Source organism: Pirellulales bacterium, assembly GCA_035939775.1.
Taxonomy (GTDB): Bacteria; Planctomycetota; Planctomycetia; order Pirellulales; family DATAWG01; genus DASZFO01.
The window spans coordinates 1-17,073 of record DASZFO010000321.1; the positions used below are offsets into that span (position 1 = coordinate 1).

The window sequence follows — 17,073 nt, forward strand, 5'->3', positions numbered from 1 at the left end:
TTTTCATCGTCAGCATTTCGGCGCGCCATTTTGCTTCGAATTCGCCAAGCGGCATGCCGACGAGCTGCTCGAAGCGTTCGATCGGCGGCTGGCTGGCGGCGGATCGCTCGACGAAGCGGTCGAGAGCTGGCGTTTCCAAGAGCGGCTGGCGGAATGCCAGGTAGAAGGCCAGTCCCCAGGAGTAAAGATAATAGCGCTGCGACGCCTTCCCGCCGCCGGCGTGCAACACGAGAAACTGGCCTTCGTCGGCCGTCAGTATTTCGGCCAACGAAAGCGCTTGCGGGCTGCGCAAATCCTGCTGGAGCGTTTTTAGGCGGGCGGCGTCCGGAGCATCAAGTCGCAGCGAACCGGATTCAAGTTGTCCCGTCTCGAACACCTGCGCCAGGCCTTCGTTGAGCCAGCGCGGCACGTCGTGATCCGATTGCGGATAGACGTAGTTCTCCAGATATGCGTGAAACGCTTCGTGAAACAGACGGGCGAACATCAACTCCGTCACGCGATCGAACTCTTCGACGTTCTTTCGCTCGGCCGCGTGAATCTGCAGGTCCAGATCATCCTGCTGCCGCTTGAAGCGGGCTTCGGCGGCATGAGCCAGCTTGATCTGATCGTCCTTGGTGAAGCCACCGCTCGCCAACTCCTTGCGGAATTGCACGAGGTAGTCAGGCATCTTGGCCGCCAGGCTCTCGGAATCCTTGCGAAGCTCTTTATGATGCTTGCGAACGTCGTCGAGTTGTCGCCCATAGGCCGACAATTCGCTGCCGGCCACCAGCAGATTTCGCGACGTCACATAGATGGCCGGGTTTTCCATCCGTAAACCGAGTTCGCGGAGATATGCCTGATATTCCTGAATCGCCCCGAAGAGCTTGATCGAGAGCGGGGCCGCGGGCCGCGCACGTCGCGGCGGCAGGATCTCGCAATAGGCCGAGAAGATCTGCTCGATTCGGAGGATCGATCGACGCGTGGTTTCCTCCTCGGCGGTGCTATCGACGATGAGCTTGGTCGTCGCGCCCGGCTCGGCCGAAAACAACGCCGGATTTTCGTAATGCCATACGACGGCATCGCCCTTTTCGGAACGACGCAGATCGAACGCGGGCAACGTTTCGTTTTCGAACTGACGGCGATTCTTGAAATCCTCGATCCGTTGCATCAACTGCTGCCGCTCCCCTTCGGGAAGGCGAATGATCTGTTCGATCCGCTCCTGTGGATAACGCCAATACATCACCAGATTCATGGGCCGGCCGGGGGGACGCCGAAACTCGACGAAATCGACCGAATCGGGATTCTCGGCGACGATCAAGCCCCGCAGCACTCGCCCCTTTTCCGGTGCCGTCGCACCGGCGCGGGGCGGCTGCGATTTCGAGTCCGATTTAAGGTGCAATTCCTCCATCGGCAGCTTCGAGAGGCCAGCCAGGTCGAGCCCAACTTGGCCCCAAACCGGACCGGCACCTGCAAAGACGACGATCCACCAGCCCAACATGGCGCATCGCGGCGATGGCATCAAGCCGTCGAGCATCGTGGTCATGAAAGCAATCCCCGTTGGGAACGATGGAAACGCAGCACCTCATCCGCCAGCTTCGTGCGCCGCGAGCAAGAAGTCAATTCGGCGCGCCACTGCAAAACTCCTTGGCCATTTGAGACGTAGCGGAATTCGCCAGGATTCCGGCGGGCCGCGGATCCGAAAGCCGGCGAGGCGACTCGCCAGGAATCTTTGCCACGCCATTCGGCGCGGCGCGACGTCACGGTGCTGTAAATGGCGTCAGACTGGCCGTTGGCGAAGCAACCGCCGCAGGAGCACCTCGTCCACTCGCCCGCGAAACCGCTCGCGGCCATCGATCGCGATCACCGGCACACACTGGCCGTATCGGGCCGCCAGTACCGGATCTCGGTCAACGTCGATCAAATAGACCTCCAGGCCGTATTTTTGCAAAAGCGATTTGGCGTCGTCGCATAAATGGCATCCAATTCGCGTATAAAGCACAACTTCTAAGGGGGTCTTGTTCATGGCAGCAATAGGCGCGATTTCACGCGGCAACCTTTCCGGAGGCAATGGAGGGGGTTCCCGGCTTTTCTGCCGGTCTGCCCAGTTTAAAATAAATTCGTGGGAAGGACTTTACGAAAGATAGCTGCTGCTGGTAAATTTCGACAATTCTTGGTATCGTCAACACTTAGGGTTAATGCGCAGATTGGCGACGTACTGCGGAGACAGCTTCGCGACATACTGGGGAGCCCGCGCGTCAATGCCGGCCACTCGGTTAGAACACGCGCGGCGCCGGAATCGGAATGCCCAACATATCCGTCGAGAAATTTCTAGAGTGCGTCGAAAAGAGCGAGTTGGTTGAGAAGAACCAGCTCACGCAAGTGCTGGCGGCGTTGAAAGAAGCCGATCCCTCGGCGCTGGCCGACGCCGAGCGCTTGGCCACAAAGCTCATCGACGCCAAACTGCTGACTCGTTGGCAGTGCGACAGCTTGTTGCAGGCCCGAACCACGAACTTCGTGCTGGGCCAGTACAAATTGCTCGGCATGCTCGGCAAGGGGGGCATGAGCAGCGTCTATCTCGGCGAGCATTTGCGGATGAAGATCTTGCGGGCGATCAAGGTCTTGCCCGTCAGCCGCGTCAACGACTCGTCGTACTTGGAGCGGTTCGATCAAGAGGCGACTGCAGCCGCCAGATTGAACCATCCGAATATCGTTCAGGCGTACGACATTGGCCAGCACAAACGATATCACTTCATCGTCATGGAGTACGTCGAGGGACGCGATCTCCAAGATGTGGTGAAAGACGATGGGCCGTTGGAATACGAATTGGCGGCCAACTATATTCGCCAGGCGGCAGAGGGGCTGGCTTACGCACATCATTCGGGGCTAATCCACCGCGACATCAAGCCGGCCAACCTGTTGGTCGATGGCCGTGGAATCGTCAAGCTGCTGGACCTTGGGCTGGCCCGGTATGTTGATGATAAGGCCCCATCCCTCACGATCGCGCACGATGAAAACGTGCTGGGGACCGCCGATTATTTGGCCCCAGAACAAGCGGTGGACAGTCATGGAGTCGATTCGAGAGCCGATATCTATAGTCTCGGTTGCACGCTTTACTACCTGTTGACCGGCCACCCGCCATTCCCCACCGGCACGCTGCCGCAACGAATTCACGCTCATCAAACGAGAGCCCCTGCGAGCATCTATATCGATCGCCGCGATGCGCCGCAGGCGCTAGTAGACGTTTGCAATCGGATGATGGCCAAGTCGCCGGAGGCCAGGTTCCAAACGGCAAAGGAAGTGGCGGACGCATTGGCCGCTTGGCTGGCGAACCGGTCGAAAGGCTCTGCGGGCAGCATCGGCGGAGGAGGCCGAGCGGAGCCAGGCGCCAGACCATCGGCCCCGCCGCGACGCACGGGGACCGCGGTCGCTCCCCCGCCGCGGCGCGACAAGCCGGGCAAATCGAACGACACGATCTCCGATAAGGAGAGCGAAACGTTCAAAGGACCTCCTACCGGACGACCGCAGCCGGCCACGACTGCTCAAGCCCGATCCGCCGGACCCGGCGGCAGCAGCAAGCTTGGCAAGTCTGGTCCGCTGAAGCCGGGAGATAGCGGCCGCGCCGCGGGCCGGTCGGGCAAACTTCCCACGGCTCGTGTTCTCGAACCGCCCGAGGATCCGGACGATCTGACGAGCGTGCTGTTCGGCACGTCGGCAATCGGCTCGAACAAGAGCCTGCCGCGCAAACTGACCGAGGCGCGACGCCCGACCAAGTCATCTTCGCTGCAGTTACCCGGCTGGTTCTGGTACGCTGTCGCCGGGGGATTGCTCGTCTCGACGGTCGTTATCGCAATCCTTCTGATGGTCAATCATAAGTTGTGATGCTGGCCGTGTTCCTATGCGAGGTTGCGCAAAATTCATCGCCGCTGCGCTCGTGCTGCCGGCCATCTCCACCGCCATCATGGCGACGGAACCCGCGAAATCCGAACTGGAAAACCGCTTTCGCGGCGCAGTCCATCCCTTCGTACAAACCTATTGCGTCGGCTGCCACGGCGGCGAGAAACCGAAGGGGGATATTGATCTTGCCCGCTACTCGACGTTCGATCGAGTTGTAAACGACGAGCGGCAATGGGCACGGGTGCTGGAAAAGCTTAAGGCCGGCGAGATGCCGCCCGACGAGGCGAAACGCCAGCCTCCGGAGCAGGCTCGCCGGGACGTCATCGCGTGGATTGCCGATCTCCGCAGCTTTGAAGCGCAGCAGAACGCCGGCGATCCTGGCGTGGTGCTTGCCCGGCGGCTCAGCAACTCCGAATACAACTACACGATCCGCGATCTGACCGGCGTCGATATCCAGCCGGCGAAGGAGTTCCCGGTCGATCCGGCCAATCAAGCCGGTTTCGACAATTCGGGCGAATCGCTCGCAATGTCGCAGTTTCTTTTGAAGAAATACCTGGAGGCCGCCCGCTTCATTTCCGAGCACCTCGTGCTCCGGCCCAATGGGCTGGCCTTCGCTCCGTATCCCGTGATCGCCGACACGGATCGCGATAAGTATTGCGTCAACCGGATCATCGACTTCTATCGGCGGCAGCCGACCGATCTGGCCGCGTACTTTCTGGCGGCGTGGCGATTCGAGAATCGGGCTGCTCTGGGCCGGCCTCAAGCCAGCCTCGATGACTTTGCCAGAGAGGAAAAGGCCAGCCCGAAGTACCTGGCGACCATCTATTCCGCTTTGACCGACAAGCGAGAGCCGATGGGCCCGATCGCGGCGTTGCAGGCAATGTGGAAAGCGCTGCCGGTCCCCGACGGCGCGCCGCACGAATCAACCCGCCGCGACTGCGACGAGATGCGTGACTTCGTGGTTGCGCTTCGTCAGAAAGTCAGGCCGGAGTTTGACAACCTGACCGCGCCGCGCATGCACAACGGCACTCAGCCGCTGGTGCTCTGGAAGGATCGCCAATATGCGACAACTCGTTTGACCTACGCTCCCGGCTCGGTATTGAATCTGAGCAAGTCGGACCTTACGACACGTGCCGCTGGCGCCGAGGTGTTGGCTATCCCATCCGACGAGCGTTCGCGCGAACGGTACGAAGAGGCCTTCAAGCGATTCTGCGCAATCTTCCCCGATGCCTTCTTTGTTTCGGAACGGGCGCGGGTCTACCTCAATCCTGAGAAGGAGAAGAAGCTCACCGGCAGGCTGCTCAACGCCGGCTTCCACAGCCAGTCGGGATACTTCCGCGATGATGCGCCGCTTTATGAATTGATCCTCAGTCCCGCGGAACAGCATGAACTGGATGAACTTTGGCAGGAGTTGGATTTCGTGGCCTCCGCGGCGATCCGGCAATACGCGTCGATGATTTGGTTCGAACGGAGCGATTCGAGCTTCATGCGCGGGCCGGAATTCGATTTCGTGCGGCCGGAGGACAAAGATTGCACGTCTGAAGTGAAGATCAAAAAGCTCGAAGAAGCGTTTCTGACCAAGGCCGGCGCGGCGGGGGCCAATCAGACGGCGCTCGACGCGATCCGCGATCATTTCGAGAACGTCAATGCGACCGTTCGCGGGATCGAGCGTGCCCGGCTGGCCGCGGAACCGAGTCATCTGGCGGCGCTCTTGGAAATCGCGCAGCGCGCGTATCGCCGTCCGCTGTCGCAGAGCGAGAAAGACGACCTCGTGGCGTTCTACGGCAGATTGCGAACGGACGACCATCTGGACCATGAACAAGCGGTGCGCGACACGTTGGTGAGCATCCTGATGTCGCCTTACTTCTGCTATCGGTTCAATGCAACGGAGCCGGGCGTCGGAGTGCAGCCCTTGTCGGATTATGAATTGGCCGGCCGGCTGAGTTACTTCCTCTGGTCGAGCATGCCCGACGAGCCGCTCTTGGCCCGTGCCGCGGCGGGCGATCTTCACAAGCCCGAAGTCTTGCTTGCCCAGGCTCGGCGGATGCTGCGGGATAGCCGCGTGCGCGGTCTGGCGACCGAGTTCGGCGGCAATTGGCTCGACTTCCGCCGTTTCGAGGAACAAAACAGCGTGGACCGCGGGCGTTTCCCCGATTTCACCAACGACCTGCGCGAGGCGATGTTCGAGGAGCCGATCCGATTTTTCGTCGATCTGGCGCAGCGCAATGGCTCGATCTTGGATTTTCTCGACGCCGATTACACGTTCGTCAACCCGGTGCTGGCCAGGCATTACGGCATGCCTCCGCTCGAGATCGCGCCCGACCAATGGACGCGAGTCGACGACGCGCGCCGCTTCGAGCGCGGCGGCCTGCTGCCGATGGCCGTCTTCATGACAAAAAACGCCCCGGGCTTGCGGACCAGTCCCGTGAAGCGCGGGTATTGGGTTGTGCGACGATTGTTGGGGGAAGAGATTCCCCCGCCCCCGGCGAATGTTCCGGCGCTTCCGCCCGATGAATCGAAGCTGGCGGATTTGACGCTTCCCCAAATGCTGGCCCGCCACCGCCAAGACAAGAACTGCACCACCTGCCACGAGCATTTCGATTCGGTCGGCTTGACCTTTGAGGGCTACGGACCCGTCGGCGAGCGGCGCACGCTCGATCTCGGCGGCAAGCCGGTCGAAAACCATTCCACCTTCCGCGACGGCAGCGAGGGAACCGGCCTCGATGGCCTGCGGAAGTATCTTCATGGCCGGCAGCGTGAATTCCTCGACAATCTGTGCCGCAAACTGCTAGCCTATGCATTGGGGCGCACGCTCCAAATTTCGGACGAATCAACCGTTGCGCGGCTGCACGCCGCGCTCGATGCCAACGGTAATCGCTTCGGCACACTGGTCGATACCATTGTCACCAGCCAGCAGTTCTTGAATAAGCGCCGCCAGGGCATCCCGACGCCAGAGGCTGAGAGAGCTGATAACAAGGATCAATCCCATGAACGATCGTAACGCAGCCCGTCGCGAGCGCATCTCCCGGCGAACCATCCTGCGCGGCGCCGGTGTGGCGATGGCTCTGCCTTGGCTGGAGTCGATCTCGGTCTGGGGTGCTGAAAGCTCTGCCGCGGCCGCCGTGGGCGACGGGTCTGCCGCCGTGGCCAGTTCGATGCCCAAGCGTTTCGGCTTGTTGTTTATGGCCGATGGCATCAATGCCAATCACTGGTCGGCCAAAGGCTCGGGCGCCGGCATGGAATTGGGCAAGAGCCTCCAGCCAATGGAAAAGCTCAAGACCAAAATGAATTTCGTCACCGGCCTGTTCAACAAGGCCTCGACCGGCGTTGGGATCCATCCGGGTCAGACGGGCAACTTGCTTTCGGGGGTTCGTCTGCAAAAGGGGGCTGAGTTGCACGGCGGCGTCAGCATGGATCAGGTGTTGGCCGCTCACCTTGAGGACCAAACCGTCCAGCCGAGCCTGGTGCTCGGCTGCGAGCAGCCGACCACGGGCTATCACGAGACCAACTTCTCGATGGCCTATAGCTCATATATCTCTTGGCAAAGCGCGACCTCGCCGGTTCCGCTGGAAGAATACCCGGCGCTGGCGTTCGACAGCCTGTTCGACAATCACGGGCAACAGCGGAATAAGAGCATTCTCGACCGCGTGCGCGAGCAGGCCGCCAGTTTGAGCCGGCAGGTGAGCGGCAGCGACAAAGCCAAGCTGGATGAGTATCTCAGCAGCGTGCGCGAAGTCGAAAAACGCGTCGCATCCGCTCGCGACGCCCAGCAGACGGCCCAGGAAAACGCCCTCGACCGCGGCCGGCCGCTGGCCGCCATGCAGCGTCCCGACAACGGGCTGCCGGAAGACATCCGCGAGCACATGCGGCTGATGTGCGACATCGTCGCCCTCGGTTTTCAAACCGACAAGACCCGCGTGGCCACGCTGCTCTTGTGTCGCGATATCTCGGGGCTGTGCTATCCGTTCCTCGACGTCCGCGCCTCGCACCACCCGGCGTCGCACAACGATTTGTCGGACGACTACGAGCGCATCTGCCGCTACTATTGCAGCCAGTTCGCCTATCTGGCGGGCAAGCTCGATGCGATGCGCGAGGGCGAAGGGACCGTGCTCGACCATTCCTGCATCGTGTTCATGTCGAATATGTGGTCCGGCACCCACCACGACTCGACCAAAGTCCCGCTGCTAACGGCCGGCGGATTGGGCGGAAGCCTCGAGACCGGTCGCGTATTGGACTATCTCGACAAAGGAGACGAGAACCGCAAGCTCTGCAGCTTGTATCTCTCTATCATGGACCGCATGGGCGTGCATCTCGATCGCTTCGGCGATGCCGACACACCACTTGCCGGATTCTAAGAGCGCCTAGTACATCCGGCGGGGATTGTCCCGCGTTTGCGAAGCGGTCGAAAAATCTCGTGAACCTCCCGGCACCGAGTGGCGCCCAATGAGTTGAATGGACGGGCAAGATCGTTGATTGACAATCTCACGTCGGCTCTCCATTATCGAATTACTGCAGTCAGCTCATCACGGATTCGGCGATGGGATCGACGTCCATGAAAATCGTTGATGGACTTCCTAGTTTTCTGGATTGTGCCGGATCGCTGACCCTACGGGTATGTGCAAGGTCGGCCGTGGTTCAGTGCGACCGTTTCATTGCTCGATTTTCCTTGTCAACCGGCAAGATGGATTGGGTTGTTGAACGAACGCCGGTTCGACTCGCAGAGACAATGAAACTCCCACGCTTCATCGGCCTCTTCAGTGCGAACTCTGTATTGTGGTTCAGTGAGCAAGTTGTTGCCGAGATCATCTCCATCGGTTGCGGTGGTGCGAGGATACTTGCTCGCGACGCGTTAACGGGGATTCAACTGTGGGAGCATTTCATTGCCATCCCGGATGCGGTCGATTGGGCAGAAGTCACTCCAGCGTGGTCCGGTGCACAGATCGAAGAGATTTACGGATTCATTGCCGATGATGCCGAACGCTTGGTCGTCCTATTGACCCGCCATACCCGAAGAACAAGGATCTATTCTCCGGCTGTGACAGTGAATACTATGCCGCCTTTTCGCTGCCAAACAGAGGCAGTTCGGTTCGAACCATCGACCGGCGAATTGATGTGGCGTGCGACATTTCAGGACGTTCACGTCGGAATAATTGCACGGAATTCATTCTCAGGTATTTGGGCAAGAAGCCCAAGGCTCGGAGTAATCGATTTTGAAACAGGAACGAACACTATTCTGCACGAACTTCCTCATTCGCTAGGGTGGCCGGTTTACGATGGCACTGAGATCGCCGTTCCCTGGTACTCTAAGAATGAGGTCGGCGTTGAATGGATAGATGTGAAGGGCCGCCATGTCCGCTCCGGAAACTGGCGCCATCCGCGTGCGACTCGGACCAAATTGCACCTGACGTGTGCTGGGATGGCTCTGCAGACGAGCGAACAGGGGCTTTGGTGGTTGGGCAAGGAATGCGTACCGTTATGGAACGTCAGAGCCAAGCCATACATTTACCGAGTGCATCGCATGTCTGATACCGACGTCTTCGTTGGAACGGACGGCAATGGTGGCCGGTTGTTGGCTTTCGATGCCGAGTCTGGACGGGAAACGCTAAACCTCAAGCCAGTCCTCGGCGGTGTCGGCGACCTTGCCAAAATTCCCGGCCAAACAATACTTGTCTCAACATTCCGCACATCTCGATCGTATTCGGCGCCCACCCACTTATTAGTCTTATCGATGATGGATCGACGTCATGCGTTGGATCAGGAATGTTTTCATCTGTTGGGGACATGGGAAGATGGCGTCGTCTGCCGAACCGGACGAGATGGCGATCGCATCGCGGTGATCAACTTGCGTTCACCAGAAACCGCCACGGTCTGAAGCTGCCGAGTCGCCGAGCCGTTCGCTGCTGACCAAGGGCACCATTCTAGATTTGCGTGGGTTTGGTGGCAGCCGGTGCGGCAACGGAGTTCGGTATTACGGTCGGTCGGCAACTGGTTCCCGGACAGGAATTCGCCGCAACCCGGCTTCCAAGCCCCTCGCCGCGGCAATAAAAAGTTCAGTAGCCATCCACTCGCGCCGACTTTGTAGAGTGTGGCTCTGTAACGAACCGGACGCCGCTATCGCTTCGTGCTTTGTACGTCGCACTTCGTACTTGATTCACGAGTGTGCTCCTGACAGCGACGCCGTGTTCACGGTCGTCTCGCCGTTTTCTCCGTGATGACGCAGGGCTCTTACGGGGCTTCCTTGCCGACGACGATGATGGTGAAAGTTCCGCCGCCGCGCCCAGGGCGGCCGCCGGGCGGCGCCGCCGGCGGGGTGGTCGGCGGGGTGATCGAGCCGGCGGCGGGCGGAGCCGCTCTGCGGTCCGAGGCGATCAAGAAGACTTGATTCGTCTTGGTGTCGAGCGTGCAGGTCTTGGCGCCCTGCATCGTATCGACCGTCTGCTCAACCTCGAATGTCTTGGGGTCTGTTTCCTTGATGATCGTCAGCTTGCCGTCGCCGGTCGAGGCGAAGGCTTCCATCGTGTTCGGGTTGAACGCCGCCGCGTCGATCCCTTTGCCAATCGGCAGTGTGGTAATGATCTTTCCGTCGTCCGCGTTCATGATCACCGCCGTCGCCGGATTGTGGCAGCAGACAAACAGGACGTGATTCTTCGCGTCCAGCGCGAGGCCGGCGGGGCCGCCTCCCTTGGAATCGAGGTCGTACTGCCCCGTTAGCTTATTCGTCTTGGAATCGACGACCGCGACTTTGCTCTTGTCTTCGAGGGTGATGTAGAGATGGCCAATGCCATCGCTGGCGCCTTGCTCCGGTGCGCCGCCGAGGTCGATCGTTCCCACGATCGAGCCGTCCTTGGTGTCGATCACCGTGGCGTTGGGGGCCGAGTGGCTAAGGATCAGGACGTGCTGCGTGGCGGGATCGAAGAGGATGCCGTCGGGCCGGCCCTCCACGGGAATGGTCTTGAGGGTCGCGAGCTTGTCGGTGTCCCACATGACGACCGGGTTGCTGCTGCAGAAACCATGCTTGTTCATCGTGTCGACCGCGGCGCCGTGCACTCGGTTGGTCGGCGTAATCGTGCCGACGGGTTTGAGCGTGTCCAGATCGTAGGCGTCGACGCGACCGCCGCGCGGGACGTACAGCTTGCGGCCATCGGCATCGGCGAAGACATAATCAAAGCCGCCAGCGCCTCCCACCGCCAGGGACTTGACGACTTTGTAAGCCTGCGCCGCGAGTGCGGCGGTCGGTGAGGACGTGCCGACGATGAGAATCGACGCGACGAGGTTCAACAACCAAAGAGCGGCACGCATGGCAAGAACTCCTATACCGGGCGGATGGGCGGTAAGCCGGACGGACGTTGTTCAACGGGAACACGTAAGAGCTAACATCCGGTCCGAAGGAAGTCAATGATCTTGAGATCATCGTGAAGCGGAATTTATCCGCGAGTGTTCATTGTCACCTGATCGAACGACCCACTTTGGAGGATTTCTTGAGCGAGGTCACCGTGGCGGGCGCTGCTGCATTGTCGCCGGCAGCCTCGTTGCCCAGAATCGCTTGCTCCGGCTGTCCCAAGCGCACGATAATGTGCTACGAGCAACTTCCCTGAGCGCCATGCCAGCAACGAAAGACCGAACCCATGCGAGTGCGTTGCCCGCATTGTCATGACCGCCTCGAAGTCGGCTCTGATGATCCGCTGACCGACATCACGTGCCCATCGTGCGGTAGTCATATTCAGTTGTTTCCGGGCGACTCGACCCATTCGTTGCGTCCGGAACCGCCGGCCTCATTTGGCCGCTTCGAGTTGTTGGAATGCGTCGGCACCGGGGGGTTTGGAACGGTTTGGAAAGCGCGTGACACGGAGTTAGAGCGGTTTGTCGCAGTCAAGATCCCTCATCTGGACAAATCGGGCGGCGGCGCGTCCGAGCCATTTTTGCGAGAAGCTCGGGCCGCTGCTCAACTCAGACATCCCAATATCGTCAGCATTCACGAAGTAGGGCGCGAGGAAGGCACGCTGTACATCGTGAGCGACTTCATTCAGGGAGTCAATCTGCGGGAATGGCTCAGCGGACAACGCCTCACGCCACGGGAGGCAGCCGAACTGTGCTCCACAATGGCTGGCGCGCTCCATCACGCGCATGAATCGGGCGTGATCCACCGGGACCTAAAGCCCGGCAACATCATGTTGGATGCAGAGGGAAAACCATACCTGACGGACTTTGGGTTGGCCAAGCGCGACGCGGACGAAATCACGATGACCCTCGACGGTAAGTTACTGGGCACCCCGATCTACATGTCCCCAGAACAAGCCGGTGGCAGGGGGCACGAGGCGGACTGCCGCTCGGACGTCTATTCCCTGGGCGTCATTCTCTACGAACTGCTCACCGGCGAGTTGCCATTTCGTGGCGAGCAGCGGATGCTTATCTGGCAGATCCAGCACGCCGAGCCTCGGGCCCTGCGGACCCTCGATAGTCGTGTTCCGGTCGATCTGGAAACGATCTGTCTGAAGTGCATGGAAAAGGACGCTTCACGACGCTATCCGACTGCGAAAGACCTCTCCGATGATCTCCACAGATTTCTGGAAGGCAAGCCGATCGCTGCGAGGCCCATTACGCGGCGAGAGCGGCTCTGGCGATCGTGCAAACGTTACCCGGCCATCGCCGCGCTGAGCGCGGCCGTCCTGGTCGCGCTCCTGATGGGGAGTGTGGTTTCCACTTATTTTGCAGTGCATGCCAACCAAAACGCCCGAAGCGCCGATCTCCAAGCGCAGAATGTGACTCGTGCGCTCTACGAATCGTACATCCAGCAAGTCGAGGCCAAGCGCGCCGAGCGAGCCCAAGGTTACCGCGAGACGGTCCGCCAATTGATCGATCGCGCCCGCAAACTCGATACGCCGGCCGTCGACCTCGATGAACTCCGCCAAGAAATGGTGCGGGCGATGGGTGATTTCGTCGGATCGTCACCGGTGACCGTCGAGGGTTTCCCATCCGATGCCACGGCGCTGGCGCTCAGTCCCGATGGCAGCCAACTGGCCATCGGGTTTAAGAATGGCTCCTTGTGGATTTGCGAAACGGCGACCGGAAAGCGTCTCTTTGCTTTGCCGTTGCGGCAGGCCAGCGTGCGCATGCTGCGATTCTCCGCCGACGGTCAAAAGATGGTAGCCGCGGATGCGAAGGGGTTCGTGCAGCAATGGATCTATGCCGACAGCAAGTGGATTGGACGAAGGACGTTTGATCTGGAGACTTCCGACGCGAACTATGGCGCCTCGCAAGACGACGACTCGATCGTCGCGTATCGCCAAGGCGCCGTCGAAGTGCGAGAAGCAGGCGACGGGCGGCGGTGGCGTTCCTTTCCCGTTTCCGATTGGACGGTCCGCAGCGCTGCACTGGATGCGGGTCGAACGCGGTTGGCCGTCGCTTACAACCGGGGAACCTCCGACGCCACGGAGTTGGCCGTCTGGGATTTAAAAGACAACAAGATCGTTTTCAACCGAGAATTCGACCGCGGTCTCGGTTGGATCTATCCCAACGGAATGGCCTTCAGCGGCGATTCGCGCCGGCTGGTGCTGGGCTTCGATCAAGGGCTGGTCGCGTATGACACGAGCGACTTTCGCCAGCTAACTCAAAGACGCTCGGACGCCGTCAAGGCCGTGACATTCAGCCCCAACAACCAGTATCTTGTCGCCGTCGAAAATCGTGGGCAGATCACGATGTGGAATGCGGCATCAGATCGAGAGGTCGCAACCTTGTTCAACTGGCGGAAAGCGGAAAGCGGGGAATGTCTGACGTTCAGCCGGGATGGCGCCGCGCTGGCCGAGTCCAATGGAGGGTCGGTTCGCGTTTGGAGCCTCGTCTCCGCGCCCGAAAAACTCGTTCTGCTCGGACACACGGGGGGAATACCGCGGGTCGAATTTCGCGGCGACGGCAAAATCTTGGCAACCGGAGGCAAAGATCAACGGGTGCGACTCTGGGAATGGAAGAACGGAAAAATGGTGGCGAGTATTCCGGAGCCCGGCCCCGTCCAAGCCGTTTCCTTTTCGCCGGATCAGCGGCTCTTGGCCGTCGGCTACTGGGAAGACAAGGACCAGGGCATCCAGATTCTCGACGTGGCTACCCGGAAGGTGGTCGTCACCACGCGGCATGACCTGGGCGACATCAATTCGTTGGCCTTGTTTGATCGCGAGGGACAACACTTTCTGGCGGGCAGCGGTGACTCCGGGCTATCGGTATGGCGCATGCAAATGGACAGACTTGCCCCCGAAGCGGTAAAGCTCGAACGCGTCGCGCATCAAGACGGCAACCGTTGCCTGAACCTGGCGGTTAGCCCCGACTCCCGCTGGATCTCCTGGGTGGACGACGGCAACACGATACGTCTCTGGGATGTTGTCCGATCGCAGCCACGCGAACTGCACGCGCCGAGGATGAATCAAGGCTGGCACGGACTGGCATTTGATTCGGCCGACCATAATCTCGTCTTCGTCTCAGACCAGGGAATGGCCGAGTTCTGGGACGTGGAGCGCGACGTCAACTCGTTTCGCTTGGGTGAGACAGGGTCCTTCAAAGCGCCGCAAATCGCCGTCAGCCCCGACGGACGATGGTTGGCGGGATTGGTCGAGCCGGACGTCGTCGAGGTGTGGGACATTAGGCAGCGAAAACGCGTCTATGCGTTCCGACCCGAGCGCAGCTCCGTATGGTCGTTGGCTTGGAGCCCGGAAAGTCAAGGCCTGGCCGTGGGTTTCTCCGATGGAGAGTTGGCGATCTGGAGCCTTTCGCTCATCCGCGAAGAGCTGAGTCAGATGGGACTTTCGGAAACAGGGCTCAGAAGAGAAAAGTAAACGCCAGATCGGAGTGGCCATTCACGCTCCGCGTGCGCCGCCCGATGTGAACGTGGAGGCCTCGGGCGCGGCGTATTTGCTTCCCTGCGGATCAAAACCTCGGCTCCTGCCTGAGCAAGTTGGGGAGCGTCTTGGCGTTGCCATGCACGGCGTAAATCGGCGTGCCTTGCTGGCTGACAATCCGTCCATTCCCGCGCCAAAAGGCTTCCCGCCTTCCCCGGCCGGCCAAACAGTAGTTCCAGCCCTCTTCGATCTCTAGCCAGCGTTCCGGATGAGTGTGGCAGTAAAGGTTGAAGCCGGTCTGGTCGCCCCAGTCGGTCGATCCGGCAAGTGCCGGCGATTCCCACGATGGAGCAGCGTAGCGGAGATAATCCAACATGGCCTGTGCGGTGCCGGCCGCGAAGCCCGCATTGAGAACGGGACTTTGCGAAAATAGCTCGAGTGCATTGCGTCGCGACAAGGGATCGCGAATCGAGAGCGTCCAGTCGTTCGCCACAGTGTTCAGCGAAAACGATACGGGTTCCCGCACTGCCAGAAGCTTGTCCGGATTGGCTCTCACCATGTCCCAGAGCGGCCGCAAGCTAGCTTGAAATATGACATCGCCAGCATCCCAATACGCGACCGGAGTGGCCGCCGGAAGCCGCGCGAGGACCGACTGGAAATCCCAGAGTCGTCGGCGCGCCGGAGAAATCCGATGTGGGGGAAGCGCGAGGACCTCGACGCGCGGCTCGCGCGACAAGGTGCTTCGCTCGCTGGGATACAGTCCGTAGACCACGGCCGTAACCCGCTCGTCATTTCCCGCCCGGCGCAACGATGCCAGGAATCGCCGCCGAAAGAGCCGAAAGTGGTGGCGGTCGAAGGCCGCCAGGATTCGGCCTTCCGCAGTGGCTCTCGAAACGCCGTTAGCGCTGTGCCCTTGTTGGGTATGCGATCGCTGACGGTCCTGGCCGGCGAGGTGCGTAGCGACCGCGCGCGGCTCATACGCGATCCCCAGTCCCTGCTTCCGCAAATCGTCGCAGCAGCATTGACATTCACATTTGGCGGGCTCCCAACGAAAGCGGATGCGTTGGACCGCAGTGCGGCGAAAGAGCGCTGCTCCCATGCCCACGTGCCCACTCCGTTGACCGGCGTGCGACTCGCGGAGGTAATCCGCCGCGAGGGCTCCAAACAGCGGTTTACGACGAAGTTGCTCGATGAGCTTGGCCACGCAATTCTCGCCCAACACGACGTCGTCATCCAGAAACATCACATAAGGGGATGTGCCGGCCAGCCGCGCCGCATTGCGCCCGCGAGCGATGGTCGCCCAGCGGTTGGCGTCTTCGGGCTGCGGCGCCGCGATGACGCGGTGCATCTTGATCTTAGCCCCGCCTTGCCGCGCGATTGCCGCGGCAACTTCCGCTCGCAGCGGGGCTTCCTTCGGGCTCAGAATGACAAGATCGACGTCAATTACCATGGATCGCTAACCGTCGCACGGGCCCGCGAGGTAGCCGAGGTACTCGGCACTTTCAGCGGCCGTGGCGCCGAACACAGCCTGGGTCATGACGGGTGCGTTCTCAGGGACGTAGACAATCGCCCGACTCCTCGCGGCTAGTTCGCGTCTCAGATCATCGCTGCTCGGCTTATACAGCCAATTTCCGTGTTTCCAATCCACGGCGTCCGTTGCTTCGGCGCAGGTATCGTGCAGCAAGAAAATCGCGGCGACGTGCTCCACTCGCACGTAGCGAACGATCGACGCGGAAGGCGGAGTCGACTTTCCGATGGCGATCAATTCGGTCCCCTTCGATATGCCGGGCATGCATTCGAAGTCGGGCGATGGTAGCCACACTGTGCCGACCGTGGGAAATGGCGAAGGAAGTGCCACGGTCCCCGGAAGAAAAAGGGCCGCCATCGGGAAGACCTGGAATTCATCGACCATGGCGCTTGTCCTTACTGATTAGAGTTCCGGAATTGGATTCAAGCGTCCCAATGAAGCGAAACGATCAGATTGTCCCCCTTGCCGGAGAAGAAGGCAGCCTGCTCGCTGACGTCATCGTAGCAGAAGCCGTAGCACTTATGATCGATCGAGTGTTCGTGGAGGAACTTGGAATACCAGTTGCAAGGTTCCGCTCGATAGAACTTCGCGCGATCGTTCCAATCCGCGGGGTCGGCCAGCACGTGGCGGTTGATCGCGGCGCAGAACTGCGGATTATTGGCAAGCACGCCCGTGCCCAGGAGGATTTCCTGGGTGTTCGGCTTCTTTACGCAACTGACGCGATTGCCGCCGTTGACCGCGGTGAATATCAAAGCGCCATTGTCGACCTTGCCGGACCATGCTCCGCTGGGAGTTTTCTTCTCCTCGGCATATAAAGTCCACACGTCGTCGACATATTTGGCGAAGTAG

General features: G+C 60.3%; 11 protein-coding genes. 5 read left to right on the forward strand and 6 right to left on the reverse strand.

Going from position 1 to position 17,073, the window contains the following annotated elements:
• The coding region (locus tag VGY55_20590) for a DUF1570 domain-containing protein (protein HEV2972383.1) at positions 1 to 1,522 on the reverse strand (1,522 nt) is incomplete at its 3' end.
• Positions 1,523 to 1,756: 234 nt separating this feature from the next.
• Positions 1,757 to 2,002 (reverse strand): glutaredoxin family protein, encoded by a 246-nt coding sequence (locus VGY55_20595; GenBank protein HEV2972384.1) that lies wholly within the window; start codon positions 2,000 to 2,002, stop codon positions 1,757 to 1,759.
• Between the two features lie 278 nt (positions 2,003 to 2,280).
• Between VGY55_20595 and VGY55_20600 the strand changes: the two genes are divergently transcribed.
• From VGY55_20600 to VGY55_20615, 4 genes are all read left to right on the forward strand, one after another.
• Positions 2,281 to 3,858: a protein kinase gene (locus VGY55_20600; GenBank protein HEV2972385.1), complete on the forward strand. Its 1,578-nt coding sequence runs from the start codon at positions 2,281 to 2,283 to the stop codon at positions 3,856 to 3,858.
• A 16-nt stretch (positions 3,859 to 3,874) separates the two neighbouring features.
• The gene (locus VGY55_20605; GenBank protein HEV2972386.1) at positions 3,875 to 6,874 is read left to right on the forward strand and encodes a DUF1592 domain-containing protein; all 3,000 of its coding nucleotides are present in this window, start codon (positions 3,875 to 3,877) and stop codon (positions 6,872 to 6,874) included.
• Positions 6,861 to 8,228: a DUF1552 domain-containing protein gene (locus VGY55_20610; protein HEV2972387.1), complete on the forward strand. Its 1,368-nt coding sequence runs from the start codon at positions 6,861 to 6,863 to the stop codon at positions 8,226 to 8,228. The genes VGY55_20605 and VGY55_20610 overlap by 14 nt, the downstream gene beginning before the upstream one ends.
• A gap of 197 nt (positions 8,229 to 8,425) precedes the next feature.
• Positions 8,426 to 9,745, forward strand: coding sequence for a hypothetical protein (locus VGY55_20615; GenBank protein ID HEV2972388.1), 1,320 nt, complete (start codon positions 8,426 to 8,428; stop codon positions 9,743 to 9,745).
• A 353-nt stretch (positions 9,746 to 10,098) separates the two neighbouring features.
• Here the strand turns inward: VGY55_20615 and VGY55_20620 are convergent, their stop codons facing one another.
• Positions 10,099 to 11,172, reverse strand: coding sequence for a hypothetical protein (locus VGY55_20620; GenBank protein HEV2972389.1), 1,074 nt, complete (start codon positions 11,170 to 11,172; stop codon positions 10,099 to 10,101).
• A 326-nt stretch (positions 11,173 to 11,498) separates the two neighbouring features.
• Between VGY55_20620 and VGY55_20625 the strand changes: the two genes are divergently transcribed.
• On the forward strand, positions 11,499 to 14,693 hold the full coding sequence (locus VGY55_20625) for a protein kinase (GenBank protein HEV2972390.1): 3,195 nt from the start codon (positions 11,499 to 11,501) through the stop codon (positions 14,691 to 14,693).
• Between the two features lie 91 nt (positions 14,694 to 14,784).
• On the opposite strand, the gene VGY55_20630 is transcribed toward VGY55_20625, so the two are convergent.
• From VGY55_20630 to VGY55_20640, 3 genes are all read right to left on the reverse strand, one after another.
• Complete coding sequence (locus tag VGY55_20630) at positions 14,785 to 16,146, reverse strand: glycosyltransferase family 2 protein (GenBank protein HEV2972391.1); 1,362 nt, start codon at positions 16,144 to 16,146, stop codon at positions 14,785 to 14,787.
• 6 nt (positions 16,147 to 16,152) lie between these two features.
• On the reverse strand, positions 16,153 to 16,608 hold the full coding sequence (locus tag VGY55_20635; GenBank protein HEV2972392.1) for a hypothetical protein: 456 nt from the start codon (positions 16,606 to 16,608) through the stop codon (positions 16,153 to 16,155).
• A gap of 38 nt (positions 16,609 to 16,646) precedes the next feature.
• Positions 16,647 to 17,073, reverse strand: a 427-nt coding sequence (locus VGY55_20640; GenBank protein ID HEV2972393.1) for a beta-1,3-glucanase family protein, incomplete at its 5' end; no start/stop codon positions are given.